The 14,963-nt window shown below is 41.5% G+C and carries 16 protein-coding genes; 6 read left to right on the top strand and 10 right to left on the bottom strand.

Annotation, left to right across the window (positions count from 1 at the left end; translation table 11 throughout):
* The first annotated feature begins 31 nt into the window (after positions 1–31).
* From L4D20_RS20805 to L4D20_RS20795, 3 genes are read left to right on the top strand one after another with little or no spacing between them, the layout of a single operon-like run.
* Complete coding sequence (locus L4D20_RS20805) at positions 32–718, top strand: sulfite exporter TauE/SafE family protein (protein ID WP_428803550.1); 687 nt, start codon at positions 32–34, stop codon at positions 716–718.
* A gap of 36 nt (positions 719–754) precedes the next feature.
* Positions 755–1,045, top strand: a complete 291-nt coding sequence (locus L4D20_RS20800; RefSeq protein ID WP_428803509.1) for an antibiotic biosynthesis monooxygenase family protein — start codon at positions 755–757, stop codon at positions 1,043–1,045.
* Positions 1,046–1,056: 11 nt separating this feature from the next.
* Complete coding sequence (locus L4D20_RS20795) at positions 1,057–1,488, top strand: YccF domain-containing protein (protein ID WP_428803508.1); 432 nt, start codon at positions 1,057–1,059, stop codon at positions 1,486–1,488.
* A 49-nt stretch (positions 1,489–1,537) separates the two neighbouring features.
* On the opposite strand, the gene L4D20_RS20790 is transcribed toward L4D20_RS20795, so the two are convergent.
* The 4 genes from L4D20_RS20790 to L4D20_RS20775 all read right to left on the bottom strand — a co-directional run bounded on the left by L4D20_RS20790 (position 1,538) and on the right by L4D20_RS20775 (position 5,068).
* On the bottom strand, positions 1,538–2,455 hold the full coding sequence (locus tag L4D20_RS20790) for a LysR family transcriptional regulator (RefSeq protein WP_428803507.1): 918 nt from the start codon (positions 2,453–2,455) through the stop codon (positions 1,538–1,540).
* A 109-nt stretch (positions 2,456–2,564) separates the two neighbouring features.
* On the bottom strand, positions 2,565–3,434 hold the full coding sequence (locus L4D20_RS20785; protein ID WP_428803506.1) for a glycerol kinase: 870 nt from the start codon (positions 3,432–3,434) through the stop codon (positions 2,565–2,567).
* A 111-nt stretch (positions 3,435–3,545) separates the two neighbouring features.
* Entirely contained in the window at positions 3,546–4,676 is a 1,131-nt protein-coding gene (locus L4D20_RS20780) for an HlyD family secretion protein (protein WP_428803505.1), read from the bottom strand.
* Complete coding sequence (locus L4D20_RS20775) at positions 4,676–5,068, bottom strand: DUF3302 domain-containing protein (RefSeq protein ID WP_428803504.1); 393 nt, start codon at positions 5,066–5,068, stop codon at positions 4,676–4,678. The genes L4D20_RS20780 and L4D20_RS20775 overlap by 1 nt, the downstream gene beginning before the upstream one ends.
* A gap of 197 nt (positions 5,069–5,265) precedes the next feature.
* On the opposite strand from L4D20_RS20775, the gene L4D20_RS20770 reads away from it, so the two are divergent.
* Positions 5,266–6,150 carry a DMT family transporter gene (locus L4D20_RS20770; protein ID WP_428803503.1) on the top strand — a complete coding sequence of 295 codons (885 nt, stop codon included), beginning with the start codon at positions 5,266–5,268 and terminating at the stop codon, positions 6,148–6,150.
* A gap of 51 nt (positions 6,151–6,201) precedes the next feature.
* On the opposite strand, the gene L4D20_RS20765 is transcribed toward L4D20_RS20770, so the two are convergent.
* The 4 genes from L4D20_RS20765 to deoD form a co-directional block, all read right to left on the bottom strand.
* Positions 6,202–7,782: a diguanylate cyclase gene (locus tag L4D20_RS20765; RefSeq protein WP_428803502.1), complete on the bottom strand. Its 1,581-nt coding sequence runs from the start codon at positions 7,780–7,782 to the stop codon at positions 6,202–6,204.
* A complete protein-coding gene (locus L4D20_RS20760; RefSeq protein WP_428803501.1) occupies positions 7,763–9,250 on the bottom strand; it encodes a hypothetical protein in 1,488 nt (495 codons plus the stop codon). The genes L4D20_RS20765 and L4D20_RS20760 overlap by 20 nt, the downstream gene beginning before the upstream one ends.
* Before the next feature lie 175 nt (positions 9,251–9,425).
* Entirely contained in the window at positions 9,426–10,895 is a 1,470-nt protein-coding gene (locus L4D20_RS20755; RefSeq protein WP_428803500.1) for a transposase, read from the bottom strand.
* Positions 10,896–10,956: 61 nt separating this feature from the next.
* Positions 10,957–11,667, bottom strand: a complete 711-nt coding sequence (deoD, locus tag L4D20_RS20750) for a purine-nucleoside phosphorylase (protein WP_428803499.1) — start codon at positions 11,665–11,667, stop codon at positions 10,957–10,959.
* A gap of 406 nt (positions 11,668–12,073) precedes the next feature.
* Here deoD and L4D20_RS20745 point away from each other — a divergent pair, with 406 nt between their 5' ends.
* A complete protein-coding gene (locus L4D20_RS20745; RefSeq protein WP_428803498.1) occupies positions 12,074–12,973 on the top strand; it encodes a L,D-transpeptidase family protein in 900 nt (299 codons plus the stop codon).
* Between the two features lie 95 nt (positions 12,974–13,068).
* Here L4D20_RS20745 and L4D20_RS20740 read toward each other — a convergent pair whose 3' ends face one another.
* A complete protein-coding gene (locus tag L4D20_RS20740; protein WP_428803497.1) occupies positions 13,069–13,338 on the bottom strand; it encodes an Lpp/OprI family alanine-zipper lipoprotein in 270 nt (89 codons plus the stop codon).
* A gap of 534 nt (positions 13,339–13,872) precedes the next feature.
* Here L4D20_RS20740 and L4D20_RS20735 point away from each other — a divergent pair.
* Positions 13,873–14,535: a hypothetical protein gene (locus tag L4D20_RS20735; protein ID WP_428803496.1), complete on the top strand. Its 663-nt coding sequence runs from the start codon at positions 13,873–13,875 to the stop codon at positions 14,533–14,535.
* 36 nt (positions 14,536–14,571) lie between these two features.
* Here the strand turns inward: L4D20_RS20735 and L4D20_RS20730 are convergent, their stop codons facing one another.
* Positions 14,572–14,769 carry a hypothetical protein gene (locus L4D20_RS20730; RefSeq protein WP_428803495.1) on the bottom strand — a complete coding sequence of 66 codons (198 nt, stop codon included), beginning with the start codon at positions 14,767–14,769 and terminating at the stop codon, positions 14,572–14,574.
* Positions 14,770–14,963: the final 194 nt, after the last annotated feature.

Here is a 14,963-nt window from a genome sequence, read left to right as displayed (position 1 = left end):
TGAATGGATAACCCCCCCCGCTCTAATTGCAATGTTTCTCATTTTTCTAGGCTCTTTTGTTCAAACCGCTATTGGTTTTGGGCTAGCTATTGTTGCCGCGCCGCTACTGTTTCTCATTTCCCCAGATTATGTTCCTGCCCCTATTTGTTTGGTGGCGCTGTATATCTCGATTTTAAATGCAATGAAACATAGAGCAAATGTATCTATTGGTGGCTTAAAAATGGCGCTGATAGGGCGAGTTCCCGGTTCGATTGCTGGTGGTTTTCTACTTGTTATGGTTTCGACTGAATTGTTAGCGCTTTGGCTGGGGTTCTTAGTACTGTTTGCCGTAGGGGTAAGCTTACTACCGTATCGTATTGAACCGACTCCAACGCGTATGTGTGCCGCTGGCTTCTTTTCTGGTTTCTTTGGCACAAGCTCTGGCATTGGCGGTCCTCCGATGGCGTTATTACTACAGCATCAAGAAGCGAATCAATTACGTGGTAATTTATCTGCATTTTTTGTATTTAGTTCGTTGATATCTTTAATCATTCAAATCCCAGCGGGCTTTCTGAATACGCATCATTTATGGATAACCATTCCGCTTATTCCTGCTTCTTGGTTGGGTTATAAACTTGCGATGGCGACGACACAGACTTTGCCTAAAGAAAAAATACGAATTGGAGCACTGTTACTATGCTCAGTCAGTGGTGCGACGGCCGTTTGGCAAGCATTTTAATTATATGGTTCATGTTGAGTTAAGGTTTCGAAAACTATGATAACGGAAGTCGCTATATTGGATATAAAGCCAGAGCTTGTTAATGAGTTTGAACCTGCTTTTTCAAAAGCACAGACGATCATTTCAAGTATGGACGGATATATAAATCATCAGCTACAGCGTTGTATTGAAAATAAACATCGTTATATTTTAATCGTGAACTGGGCTTCATTAGAAGCACACACGAAGGGATTTAGAGAGTCTGAACAGTATCAGAATTGGAAAGCACTGTTGCATCATTTTTATGAACCTTTTCCAACAGTTGAACATTATGAGCGTGTTTTTTAATAGAGGTAGTTATGCGTACGATAGGTAATATAATCTGGTTTTTGTTTGGTGGTGTGTTTATGGGCCTGATGTGGTGGATGTTTGGCTTGTTAGCTTTCATCAGCATTATCGGTATTCCGTGGGGACGTGCGTGCTTTGTTATGGGTAATTTCTCGTTCTTTCCGTTTGGGCAAGAAGCGATAGCTAGAGACGAGCTTACCAGCCAAAATGACATTGGTACTGGCCCTTTTGGGCTCGTTGGCAATATTATTTGGTTTCTGTTAGCTGGCGTTTGGCTTGCTATTGGTCATATTTTGTCAGCCGTAGCATGCTTTATTACCATCATTGGTATTCCTTTTGCGCTTCAGCACTTAAAGCTCGCACTTATCTCGCTAGCGCCGATTGGGAAGACTGTTGTACCGAAAGAAGAAGCAGCGGCTGCTAAATACTCTTCCAACCGTTAACGATCCCCATAGTTAAACAATTGCTGATGCTCTCTAGCATCAGCAATTATCAACCATCAATTGTCTGCTTGATCAGCCGAGTTAACCACTGTACCGTCGCATCATTGCGGTTTTTACTTCGATAATAAGCATAAATATCAGGCTCGATTGAAAAGTCATCTAAAAACACATCGACGCTTCTAAGTTGTGGATACTTATCAATATTAAATAGGCGCGATGCTGGAAATATCATATCGGATTGGCTAACCACATCGACAATAGCAGACGGCAATTCAGAGCGAAAAGCAATCCTAGGCGTAATGCCTCTATCCTTCATTATTTTCTCGGCAACTGCTTGATGAGAATTCCAATCTGGCACTATGATGGATGCGAAAGAGTACTCAAATCCTGGTTTGATATTTATCGTATTTCCCTTGTGAGGGTGGTCTTTTCGTAAATAGACTTTGAGGCTGTCTTTGATGAGTTTTTTCCGAGCCAATGTTTTCGGCGCGTGTTGAATATCGTAGTTTACTGCTAGGTGTAACTCATCATTATTGAGCTCTTCAATCGTGCTCTTAGACCAATTGAGTAAGTGGATGTCGACATTAGGGGCTTCTTGCTGAATAGCGAGGTACAGCTCGGCAGAAATAGAACTCAAGATAAACGGAGAGAGTGCCACTTTTAACGTTCCGTTGAGTTCTTCTGGTTTAAACTCTTGAGAGCGGTTAACCACGAGTGAAAGGCTATCTAACAGAGGAGAAAGAGACTCTGCAAGATCCTCAGCAAAGGGTGTAGATTCAAGACCATATTGTGTTCTCACTAAAAGCTCATCGTTGAAGTGATCACGAAGCTTTTGAAGTGATTTACTTATTGTTGGTTGAGACACAGCTAAACGATCAGAAGCCTTACGCATGTTCTTCTCTTGGTGAAGAATGATAAATGTACGCAGCAAGTTAAGATCGAGGTTGGAGAAGATGTCTTTAGCCATTAATTGTACCTGTTGTTCCGAATTCTGTTATTGATATTCTGCATTTTAATCATTACGTATTAGGACGTTCAAAGCAAGGAGCACCGATTCGAAGAAAGTGTCACTTAGGCTAATAGCCTTTGATACCAAACTCTCTGAGCTTCCTAGGGAGTACTTCATCCAGTTTTCCACTGTCTTCTGGAAAGAGTTCAATTAAATGAAACTTGTGCTGTTCGTAGTGAGCTTTTGTTTGGCTAATCGTATTGTCATCCGTTCGGCCCAAATCTGTACCCCAATACTGCAAGTAGACATTGCCTGTCGGTAGATAAAAATCACTGAGTAGGTTTTCTTCAATAGGTAACTGACGTTGATAGGCGTGGGGTATACCATTCATATAGAGCCAATTATCAATTCTAAGCTCACCGATAGAACAGACATAGTGCCCATCTAGAGTTCGGTGTTTGGCTTCAAACTTCTGTCGAAAGTTGAATATAGATTTGTCGGTTGATTGCTCTGCTGCATCTTGGCCAAGAAACTCGATAACTGATTGCTTTAAATGTTTATTTTTTCCAATTGAGTCATGCCATAAAACAAAATTTTGCTCGGATGATTTGTTCTGTTTTTGTATTGCTCCAACATTAGCACCCGAGCTAGTGGCACTCCACCCCTGATTAGTTTTTACAATCCACCCAAGCTCACTGAGAAGTTGGTTGATTTTTTTTGCACTGAGTTGGAATTTCTCGCCAATATCTGTCGAAGAGAGCGGCTCACCTGTATAGCTATCAAGATCGATTAGTAAATTCTTTGGCCATACAATATAAGCCCCGAATTTAGGGTGTTCTAGGTATTCACCACCGAATTTAACGCCGATTTGAGTGAGAATCCATTTGTCTTCAAAGCGATTAATATATCCCGCTTTTTGTAGGTCAGAGAAGAGAAGCTTAGAGTCGAGGCTCTTAAGCTTTGCAAGGGCAGAAGTAGAGAGTTTACTTGTATTCAATGGGGCACCTTAAAACATTGTTTAGCATTAAAGTGAGCGAGCACCCAATGGATGCTCGCGATACGTTATGCTTACTTATCTAATTATACCGTTGGTGAACTAAGTATAGAATTAATGATCTAAGTATAAATAGTTCTGCCAGCTCTTCATACGTATCAATATCTTACGCATAATAGATACGTGAGTGAAACTATCAGAATACACAGCAACTTCTACCGCAGTACCTAATGGCAAATGATAGTCAGACAGATCATCGGTAATTCGAAGTGAAACAAGCACACGTCCATTGGTACGCAAAGCTTCTGTTCCTAACAGTGCACCACGAGCTTGGAATTGACCTTCACCAATAGCTGGTAGAACTTCAATCACTTCACCTTTAAATACACGTCCAGGCAGTGCCCTAAATAAAAACTCAGCTTCATGACCAGACTGTAGTCGCTGAAGGGAGTTTTGACGAAATGCGGCGGTATAGATTTTCTCTTCTGAGTGAACAAATGTCATGACTGGTGCTAATGGTAACGGTACGGCCATCACACCGGGACGTAGTGCCAGTTGTGTCGCGTAGCCGTCTGTGGGTGCTGTAACTACGGTTTGCTCTAGGTTGAACTCTGCTTTTCTAAGGTCTGCCAATAAACTTGCAACGGCTGTATTCTCTCCACCTATTTCTGAGTTTAATGCTATTTTGGCTTGCTCTACTTGAGACTCCGCAACATCTAATGCAGCTTGGCTAGCTTTAAAAGCTTGGCGTCGTGTATCAAGTTGTTGCTCTGTAAAGGCCCCTTTGTCGAAACCTCGCTGATATCTATCGTATTCACGTTGTGCTTTATCTCGTTCTGCCACTGCTTTGAATCGAGCAGATTGAGCCTCACTCACTCCGGACTCAAGCCCTAAAGCACCTTGGCTCGCTTCTTTTACCTTAGCGCGAATTTTTGCTACTTCAGCTTCGAACGGAATCGGGTCAATTTTGAATAGTATGTCGCCTTGTTTCAACAGCTTGTTTGGTACAACAGGTACCTCAACAACTCGACCGCGTACACCGGATACAACAGGTGTTGTTGAATATATTTGGTTACCGACCTGTGTGAACGGGTGGTTGTAGTTCATTAATAAGATCAGTGTGCCGATTAAAACCACACCTCCGAGTACCGCTGTGGGTACCGTCCACTTGTTTAGTGGAATCTTAAAAATTTTGAAAATCGCAATACAGAAGGCGGTGTACGTTAGAATTAATAGTAAATCCATTATTTTTCCTCCTTGTTTTGCTCTGGATTAGACGCAAGTTCAGCGTCTATATTGAGGTTTTGTATCTTCATACTCGCGACCTCAATTTTCAGTTGTTCAACTTGATCAATAAGCTGATCCACTCGGTGATGAATATCATGTTGCTCAGCTTCTAGCTTTTGAAATCCCCAACCGCGTTCTTTGCGCCATAACGTCGCCCAAATCCATAAGAACGGCCAAATAGTGTGTAAGGTGAAGAGACTGACCCAACCTGCGTAATGGATAGCGTCTTGATGAGGGTGTTCACGCTCTTTTGCGATTTCGTAGGGAATGTCGTGAATAACAATGATGCCGTAAAAGATAACGAGTGCGACAAATATAAGTATGCCAAGGGCCAAATAATCGAGAAACATAGGTACTTCCTTGTGTCTAAAATGCTAACGTATGCAATTAGTTAGTACATAATGTAAAAGATATGTAATAACGATATAAATGTATAGCGATAAATCAGTAATTTGGGTGGAAGTAATCACCTTTTTTATTTCAATTGATGATAGTTTGAATTTGAAATTTGAAAAGTAATCCATAAGCCAATGGAGTGGTGTTAAGAATGTTTTATGGTGAAATAGCAGCGTTATCTGCGGCAGTGGTATGGGCAGTGGCGACATGGATTTACAGTCAATTTAGCCATCAATTTTCTGCTATGCAGCTCAATATAGTCAAAGGGACTATCGCATCAGCAATGATGTTGTTAGTTCTGCCGTTGATTCCGGTACCAGACTTCTCTTTAACACCAACCTATATCGCTGTGCTTGCTGTTTCAGGCGTGATTGGCATAGCGATTGGTGACTCTGCCTATTTCGCGGCGCTAAAACGAATTGGGCCGAATAAGACGTTATTGCTTGAATCCCTAGCTCCGCCACTATCTGGTGTGTTGGCTCTGGTATTTTTAGGGACGGTTATTTCAATGCAGGCGTGGCTAGGAGTGGTCATTACTACTGTTGCCGTAGCATCGGTCGTCTTTCAGCCAAACGATGATGCGAATCCGGTGTCTCGTTCTGGTATTGGTTATGGATTACTAGCAAGTGTGTGCCAAGCAAGTGGGGTGGTGATCTCTCACTACGCTTTGGTCGCTGGAAATCTGCCACCATTATTGGGTGCATTGATTCGGTTGGCTGTTGGGGTTCTTGCAGTGGCTTTGATAATTTGTTGGTTCGAAGATAAGCCATTTAAGGCGATTAAGATGAATCTACGCTCGATGGGGAATAGATCCTTTTTATGGCTATTTAGCGCTATTTTTGTGGGTACATTTTTAGCGTTATGGCTTCAACAAGTGGCATTAAAACATGCTAATCCAGCGATTGCACAAACACTCATTGCAACGAGTCCACTGTTCATATTGATTATCTACGCCATTAGACGTGAAGCCATTACCAAGCAAAGTGTTATTGGGACATTATTTGCGCTTGTTGGTATTTCTCTGTTCTTTCTTTAAATTTATAGTTACGGATTAGGTTCTTTAACTAGGAATAGTTTTCCTGATTAGCTACTCGGTACAGACTTGGTTTCGTCCATTGGCTTTAGCGCGATAGAGTGCCTTATCCGCTCGGTAAAAGGTACGTTGAGTATTCTCTCCTTCACGGTGAAGAGTAATGCCGACACTTACCGTTAGTCCACGTTCGCCGAGAATATCTTGCCAACCGAACTGAAAGATTCGCTCTCGATAATTTTCTGCATGCATTTCGGCTTGCTCAAGTGTCGCCTTTTCTAAAATCACCAGAAATTCTTCACCACCAAAACGAACACATGACGCACCTCTAAAACGGAAGTAGGCGGATAGTTCATGAGACACATTGACGATAGCTTTGTCTCCGACCAAGTGACTAAGTTCATCATTGATGGATTTGAAGTGATCGATATCGATTACCATTAAAGCGAAAGGTGTTTCGTGCAACAGTAAATCTTTGAGTTTTACATCCAACCAACGGCGATTATGAAGTGCTGTTAGAGGGTCGGTAAACACATCTTGCTGAAGTTTTTTAACGGTGTTTTTTTGGTTTTCAGTTGTCTCTTTTAATTCTCTATTTTCAATTTCAGATAGAATTAGTTTTAACTGCAATTCATAGCGAGATAGTCGACGTAGTTGGCTTGCTCCTAGCTCTGTAATAGGGACGTTTTTCATCAAATCCGATTCAATTCGATAGCCTTTCTTTTGGTAGGCAAGGGCTTGCTTAAAATCTCCTTGAATCTCACAAATATCACTTAACGTATCAAATAAGTGTTTCGATAAAATAGGACTAGAATTTAGTTGAATTCGCTTACTCGCGTTGTGAAGCACAAGTTTAGCGAGTGGAGATTTACCCACATCGCCTAAGCAGTATGCTAGCTCAAGGCGAACCATGCTAGAAAGCCAAGAAGAGTTTATATTACCAGCGCTGTATTGTACGTTAGCTATAGATAACAAAGCCTCGTCGCTGTTACCTTGTTGACGATGCAATTTGGCTTGGTAAAGGTGAATTTGCCCCGCAAGGATTTTGTCACTAACCAAAATGCTGAGTTCTTCACACTCTCTAAGCAAATCATTGGCAGCGGCGATTCGTCCAAGCTCGATAAAGCAAGACAACATGTAGAGCTTGTACCTAAGTCGAAGCGAGCGACTTGAAATCGCATGGTCTATGCCATCAATTTTTTGGTAATAGCGTAATGCTCGGCTGTGATCGCCATAAGCATCACACAAGTTACCCATGCCTAAGATAGACAATGCATATTCATCAATAAAACCGTGCTCAACTGCGATAGCCGATGAAGATGTGTACTCTGTTAATGCACCGGAATAGTCACCTATGTCAACCAAGTGTTCACTTAAACTATTTTTGACCGATAGAATGGTTTCTGAATCGTTAGGCAGCTGAAGTTGCTCCAAAGCAAGGCGGAGCTCATCAATGCACGCTTGAAATTGGTTTAACTCAGAACGGTATTCAGCGCTTATGATGTAAGTTTGAGCGCGCTCTTGATTAGTCGTCGCGATATGTTGCCTGACATGGCCCCAAAAAATGATCGCTTCTTCGCCTGTGACAGAGGAGGCATCAAGCCCGGAGTCCGAAATCTTATTTAGTAATAACTCCATTCGGTGCCTCCGTTTCTAAGCTTTCTTCTAATTGCTCCAGTGTAAACGGGAAGGTGAGTATATCTTGCAAGATAACTTTAGGTAGGCAGCTATTCAGCCCTTTTCGTTTCCAAGGGTATATTTCGATCATTTTTGCTAAAATTTGGAACACCTCAATGGCGATATCATCTTTATCACTCAGCAAAAGTGCAATTCGGTCACTACTTAGTCGTGAAAGAAGGTCTTGATGATTACACAGTGAATGAGCGATTTGAGTACAAACATCTAAATAGGCGTTTTCATTATGCTGAATAATGATGATGGCATGATTAGAGCGTTTTAACTCAGTTTTGAATAGAACTAGCTGTTCCCACCAATAGGTTTCAGAAACCATATTGGTTAGGTGCTTCTCTGGATCAAACTCATGCTGACCACGGATTCGGTTAATGAGTTTTCGAGCTCGTTGTTCAAGTTGGCGTTTTGATGTTCGGGCCTTATCAAGGCCGACTCGCGCTGTTTGTTCTCTAAGCATTTCAAGAGAATGCTTTCGGTATTTTTTAAATGCAATAAATGCACTCTTTAAATCATCTTGTTGTTCGGCAACTAAAGATTGCTGGAAACAAATCTGTGATAGCAACTCACCATTGTCAAACTGTACGGCTGATGCTTCAGCTTCAATGAGTAACTGGGTTGCTTTATCTGGATGATTTCTTAGTAACTCCAAACGTGCTCGGCTAATATAAGAGTGTGCTTTCATCCAAACAAGATCATTCTTTATTGCGAGTTCATGCGCTTTGCCTGTGGCAATTTCGGCATCTTCAATACGTTCAAGTCCAAGTAACGCAAGGCCTCTGAAGTCCCAAACTTCAGCACTCCAGGTTTTATCAAAATGGTTCTTGAGGACTTCTTCAGCCCCGTCAAGCACAGTTAGCATTTCGATGAAATTATTGAGTAGGTAGAGATCCCATGCAAGGAGAATGCGAGCCTTGCCTTCTAACCAATCGACTCGCATGTTGTTTGCAACTTTTACTGCGAGTTCATGGGTCGAACAAGCGAGTTTATATTCATTGGTAATACGCCAAACATTACCAAGACCGATTAGGCATTCGATCTGTATTTCTACTTCGTCAACTAACGTCGCTTGTTCTAGTGCGTTAATCCAATATTGCTGAGCTGAGTAGTATTTAGCTTGTCCCCAGAATTGTAGGGCATGAATATGAAGAATTTCGGGAAGGTAGTCGTCGGTATCGAGTGTGTTTTGAAAGTTAAAGGCTTCTTTAATGAACTTCAGCCCTTTCTTGTAATCCATTAAACACCAAGAGCACCGGGACATAATGATCAGGCTTTGTATGATACCTTCTTGAAACTGTGTTTGCGTCGCTCGAATGTGGCACTGTTCTGCGGCCACCATAACCTTTTCAGGCTCTGATTCGACTCGAGCTTTCAGCTGTTCAATTTCTACTTCGAGAAGGTGCTGAGTTTTATCCAAATCTAACTTATCCCTAATGAGTTTGAGGCTCTGTTCCTTTATAAAGATTATAATATTTCTTAGTAAATTAGCACTAACTAAGTTACACAAGTATATACTACTTCACCATTATAAGATGAAAACTACGGTGTAGTTCACGTCACTTTATAAAATCACACTCAGGAAAAGCTAATGTTTAAGAGAGCAAGTCTCTTAATGTTAGTGGTAGCTCAGCAATACCAAGGTTTTGAGCTGCCGTTTTCCCTTGCTTATCTTGATAGCATAAATTGTGCCAAGCTCTGAAGATATCTAGCATTGGGAGGATACCACCCGGGCGGAGTTTTCTTCTTGGCTCATTGATGAAGCTAGAAAACAAGATTTGAAAACGTTGCTGATAAAAAGAGGTATGTTGTATGGAAGCTGTTTGCAACCAATGAGTTGGTTCGGTCTTTTCACCGGCTAGGTAGCAAATCCCTTTCGACACATTATCCTGATTAGCGATGGCCCAACGGTCTCTCCACCATCCCATATGTACGATGTCAACTTTTTGAAAAGGAACGTCATTTTTCCATGCTGCATCTTCTTCTACATACATCAAGTCAACATTTTGACTCGCTATGCGAGGTACACAAACACTTAACGCTGCAGAACGAAGAAGAGGATCTTGTGGCATGAATAAGCTGAGGCGTTTGTCATCGTCACACAGCTCTAATATGTGCAAGTAGTGCGCATAAGAAGTATAAGGTGGGCGTATGAGTGCGCCTTTCGATGGATAATTGAAATTAGTTAAATTACCCATTGGGTCTTCAACGTTACCCCTAGCTAGTATCGTCTGATACTGTTGGTCAATACGGCCACGCAGAGATTGCTCTTTGGTCGTGGCGGCACCACTGACTTCAGATGAGTATTGTTTAGAAACAAAACGTGCAGGAATTGAGTAGGGGTCATGATCCACTGATCCTTCGGCCTGCTCTGTTGAAGAGTAATTAACGTGCTGGCATAAAATATAGCCAGTGTTCGCCTCACCCGTTGCAATCCAAAATACACCATTATTGCTGTTCGGTTGAAGTGCTACGTAATCCGAAGCAAGTTGATAGTTTTCACCATGCTTCATCCATCTTGCGTCAATCATGGCAAGCTTTCGACGACAACGACTTGCGATGTGTTCAACATGATCGTAAAAGGTTTTAGGATTAATATCTAGCTTTCGGCATATCTCGCGTACCGAATAACTCATAAATAGCAGACCGAGTAAGTTTTCCTGAAAGGCGAGGTTTTTGTTCGCCCCAGACCACTTATCTACAAAGGTTGTTTGGCATGATTTACAACGATACCGTTGACGATCACCGCTGTAGCCAAATGCATGGTAAAGGTGTTTATGAGTATGAACGGAGAGATCGAAATTTTGACACTCGTCATTACGACAAGCCGGTAAACCTTCACTGTGAAGATGCTGAAGGCGTTGAAGCTCGTTAATAACTTCTTGATTATTAAGTAAGGGGGGGAAAGCGCCACATTCACGGCATACCATCGCTGGTCGTTTAGGATTCGTATGTTGCAGTACATAACGTTCTGCGTTGCTCAATCCAAAGTTGTCACACGCCAATGTTTTACAAAAGTTGAGTTGTAACCCTACAGCTTCCTTTGGTAGCTTGCCGTCAGACACAATCACCCCCTCGAGTATTGAACGGCTATAGAGATGAATCCATAGCCGAATATTTGATGAATTAGATGTTAATTGCTGTTTCTAGCGCGACTTTCATCATGTCGTTGAATGATTTTTGACGATCTTCTGAACTTAGCTTCTCACCACGGATGATATGGTCTGAAACTGTTAAGATAGTTAGCGCTTTAGCACCAAGGTCAGCCGCTACGCCATAGATACCCGCCGCTTCCATATCAACACCAAGAATACCTAGTTTTTCCATTTTTCCGAAAAGGTCAGCTTCTGGTGTGTAGAAAAGGTCTGCAGAGAAGACATTACCGACTTTTACTGGAACGTCTTGGATTCGAGCTTGCTTTACTGACTCTTCAAGAAGACCGAAATCAGCAATTGCAGCGAAATCATGGTTGTTAAAGCGGATACGGTTCACTTTTGAGTCTGTAGAAGCACCCATACCGATAACAACGTCCATTAATTTAACGTCGTCACGTACAGCGCCACAGCTACCAACACGGATAACATTTTTTACGCCAAACTCAGCGATCAACTCGTGAACGTAGATACAGCATGATGGAATGCCCATACCGTGGCCCATTACAGAGACTTTTTTACCTTTGTAAGTACCTGTGTAGCCGAACATATTGCGCACGTCACATACTTGTTTTACATCATCTAAGAAAGTTTCAGCGATGTATTTAGCACGTAGAGGGTCACCAGGCATTAAAACGGTTTCTGCGAAATCACCTAGTTGAGCATTAATATGTGGGGTAGCCATTGTCATTCTCCAAAGTTAGCGACGGTATTTACGGAGTGAAAATCCTAAATTACCAATTTTGTTGAATCGCTTTGATTCTGTTGAGGCAATATTAGCGAGTAATAATAAGGTGTCTTGAGAAGTCCATCACATATTTGTTCGAACGGAACTCTAAAGTGATCATTGATAACAAAATCTGTTGAAAGCGGTAAGGCAATCGATTTGATGAGAAGGTACTGGTAGAAAAAGAACAAGCTATAATGATAGAAATATCGATGGTGCTGCAAAGGGGGAGTTTTAAGTACGCAGAAACTTTTTACTAAATGCTCGTTGCAATTGGGATTAGGCAACCCTTTCATACAGCATGGAAGAAACGATGACCTGAATGAGTTATCATCGGGTTAATTAAGATATTAAGGATGAGTTAATGCTCTATCGGTTACTGGCGCTTTGCTGCATGAGTGCGTCTACATTTGCTGCAACTTATAATTTGCCTTCAGAGGGCAGTAGTATTGTGGGGCGAACGCAATATCATGCGATTAATGAAGGTGAAAGTCTTGCTGATATCGCTAAGAAATACGATGTAGGCTTCTTGTCTCTAATGGCTGCAAATAAGGGCGTTGACCCGTTTTTGCCTCAAGCCGACTATGTATTAACTATTCCATCTCAAATAATATTACCGCAGGTTGATTACAAAGGCATAGTGATCAACTTAGCGGAGCTGCGCCTTTACTATTTTGAGCCAGAGTCGGATGTTGTTCATATATTCCCAGTAGGTATTGGAAAAATAGGCCGCGATACTCCTGAGATGGAAACTCGAATTAGCCAAATGCGACCAAATCCTACTTGGACGCCGCCTGCTTCCATTCGAAAAGAGTACTTAGAAAAAGGTATCGAACTCCCTGCGGTTGTTCCTGCAGGCCCTGAGAATCCGTTAGGTGAGTACGCACTTCGTCTTGCTTATGGGGCGGGGGATTACTTGATCCATGGTACGAATAAGAACTTTGGTATTGGTCTTCGTGTTAGCTCAGGTTGTATACGCATGGATCCAAAAGACATTAAATGGTTATTTGAGAAAGTTAGTGTTGGTGTACCAGTTGCGATCATTGATGAGCCTGTGAAAATCGCACTTGAGCCTGACCGAAGTGTTTTTTTAGAAGCACATGAGCCATTAACTCGAAATGATGGAAGTAAAAAAGCTTTAACGTTGCCACAAGAGTTAAGTTGGTGGTTAGACGAGTTTGATATTCCTGATAGCAAGGCAAGAGCTGCGGTTTTAGCGCAAAATGGTGTGCCAGTAGAAGTCGTCGCTGGTCATTTTGATTAATCGTTGTTCTTAGGTTTGCACCTTAGATGAAGTACAAAATGAAAGGGCCTGTCGAAAGACAGGCCCTTTTAAGTCATATAATGGTATTGAGCGGTTTACTTAGTGTAAGACTGAGCAATGTTATCAATACGCTCGTTAGCGCGAGCAGACTCTTCTTGAGCGGCCATCACTGCACTTTTCGCTTTTTGAGCTTCAGATTTTAGCATCGCATGTTCACTTTTCAGTGAATTAACATCTTGCTGAAGTTGGCTTACTTGGCTGTTTAGGTCATCCATTTTTGCCATAGTTTCTTCGTCTGGACCTGATGCACAACCAGCAAGTAAAAGTACTGAAGAGGCTGCAGCTGCGATTAACATCTTGTTCATATATGAATTCCTTAAATTGTTCAGTATCAAAGATTCGCCCTATAAATTTATTTAACAATATAGTGACGAAGTAAATTGTAGTAACAATTTAACAGAACTCCTAGTTTAAGAACGTCAAAAAAAGCCAAGAATTTAAGTAATTAGCGTAAAAAAACGGATTTATCTCACATTTAAGAGACATTTTTCTCCGGAATTGTTCGGAAAAAGAGCTGTCAAAGCGAGTTGCCGAAGGTAGGAAGTCCATACTCAAGTTAAGTCGTTGGTCGGCAAGAAACTCTATGGCCATTTTGTGGCTTAATCATTCGAGCAAAGTATCTGCTCTACATTATTTTAAGTTGTGTTTACGCATTATAACCAACTCTCTTGTCCCCCTATTTGGTAGAACCCTTCTTAGACATACTTTAATCAGACACCGTAATCATACCCCTGTTGCTCTCGTTAAACTGGTGATGAAGACTCGTAATTAATTTGCATAAATAACACCCTGTACTAAGCTCTTATAAATATGCAACTAGTGGAGTTAAAGGTAATGCAATGAGTCATCAAAAGGATAGTTGGGGCGTAGCTTTTGTAGTGGGATTTTTCGTAGCAATAGGAGGTTCCCTGACACTTTCGGTGCTAGACATCGCATTTAGTGGCTTAGGGTTACTTATACAAACCCTAATTTTTCTTGGCTGCTTTCTTTTCGTATTTGCGAAAGACAACTTTCGTTCGGGCCATGCGTCTATATTCTTTTCCGTCTTACTCTCATTTGTGTATTATTTATGGGATATGAAATTCACAAACTCTTGGAATTTTTTTTCCGGTTTACTGTTGTTGGCTCTAATGACAAAAATCTCCTATATTGGTGTCCATCAACGTCTTTTATTTACGGAAATCCGCCGTACTAGGATCATAAGTAACATCGTTCTTGGGCTTTGTACTTTCACCTTGTTTTCTTACTTTAACTACCCTTACCAGTATATCTATTTAATTACCATTGGTTCATACGCAATGTTTGCACTCTCATCGATTCGAGTTAACGACCTCTTCGTTTGGCTGTTATTGAGTAGTGGCATTTTCATTATGAATATAGAGACAGCAACAGGTAGCAACGGCTCTTCTCACTTGTTTGTTACGTTCGAATTTATTATTGCTGCGCTGATGTTATGCAAGATATTGTGGGGACAAGTAATCCGCATGGACAAGTACGCATGATATAGAGCATCATTAGCTCTCAATCATAGTGCTCGTTTACTTAATTTTTTCATACCAAAAGCGTAAACAGTCAAACTTCGATTGCGTTCCCATCAGTGAACTCGATGCAAGCAGGATCGTTTCTATATTGAGCGCCTTAGCACTTTCATTATTTTCAAGCCAAGTATTGAGCTCTTTCGTCGCATTGTCTGAGTACGCCTGTAATTCTGGCTTGCCTCCATCAGAGGATGGCATAACGCCTGTCTGATTTTTCGACAGACCACGCTCATAAAAAGTTGCATGATGCCAATATAGACGTTATCCCGCACTGTATTTTAATCCGCACTGAAATTAATCTTACATCGGGTGATTAATTTTGTGTGATCTCTATCTATACTTGCCTGTTTCACGGTATTATGTCGCGTTTTTGTTTTCCCTTGTGTTTCTAA

This window comes from Vibrio kyushuensis, from assembly GCF_050337325.1.
GTDB classification, from domain to species: domain Bacteria; phylum Pseudomonadota; class Gammaproteobacteria; order Enterobacterales; family Vibrionaceae; genus Vibrio; species Vibrio kyushuensis.
This window is presented reverse-complemented; position numbering and strand designations above follow the sequence as displayed.

Coding starts and splice junctions, on each gene's coding strand:
- L4D20_RS20805 (WP_428803550.1), top strand. CDS start 32: ATGTTTCTCATTTTTCTAGGCTCTTTTGTTCAAACCGCTATTGGTTTT.
- L4D20_RS20800 (WP_428803509.1), top strand. CDS start 755: ATGATAACGGAAGTCGCTATATTGGATATAAAGCCAGAGCTTGTTAAT.
- L4D20_RS20730 (WP_428803495.1), bottom strand. CDS start 14,769: ATGCCATCCTCTGATGGAGGCAAGCCAGAATTACAGGCGTACTCAGAC.
- L4D20_RS20770 (WP_428803503.1), top strand. CDS start 5,266: ATGTTTTATGGTGAAATAGCAGCGTTATCTGCGGCAGTGGTATGGGCA.
- L4D20_RS20745 (WP_428803498.1), top strand. CDS start 12,074: ATGCTCTATCGGTTACTGGCGCTTTGCTGCATGAGTGCGTCTACATTT.
- L4D20_RS20740 (WP_428803497.1), bottom strand. CDS start 13,338: ATGAACAAGATGTTAATCGCAGCTGCAGCCTCTTCAGTACTTTTACTT.
- L4D20_RS20790 (WP_428803507.1), bottom strand. CDS start 2,455: ATGGCTAAAGACATCTTCTCCAACCTCGATCTTAACTTGCTGCGTACA.
- deoD (WP_428803499.1), bottom strand. CDS start 11,667: ATGGCTACCCCACATATTAATGCTCAACTAGGTGATTTCGCAGAAACC.
- L4D20_RS20765 (WP_428803502.1), bottom strand. CDS start 7,782: ATGGAGTTATTACTAAATAAGATTTCGGACTCCGGGCTTGATGCCTCC.
- L4D20_RS20780 (WP_428803505.1), bottom strand. CDS start 4,676: ATGGATTTACTATTAATTCTAACGTACACCGCCTTCTGTATTGCGATT.
- L4D20_RS20735 (WP_428803496.1), top strand. CDS start 13,873: ATGAGTCATCAAAAGGATAGTTGGGGCGTAGCTTTTGTAGTGGGATTT.
- L4D20_RS20795 (WP_428803508.1), top strand. CDS start 1,057: ATGCGTACGATAGGTAATATAATCTGGTTTTTGTTTGGTGGTGTGTTT.
- L4D20_RS20775 (WP_428803504.1), bottom strand. CDS start 5,068: ATGTTTCTCGATTATTTGGCCCTTGGCATACTTATATTTGTCGCACTC.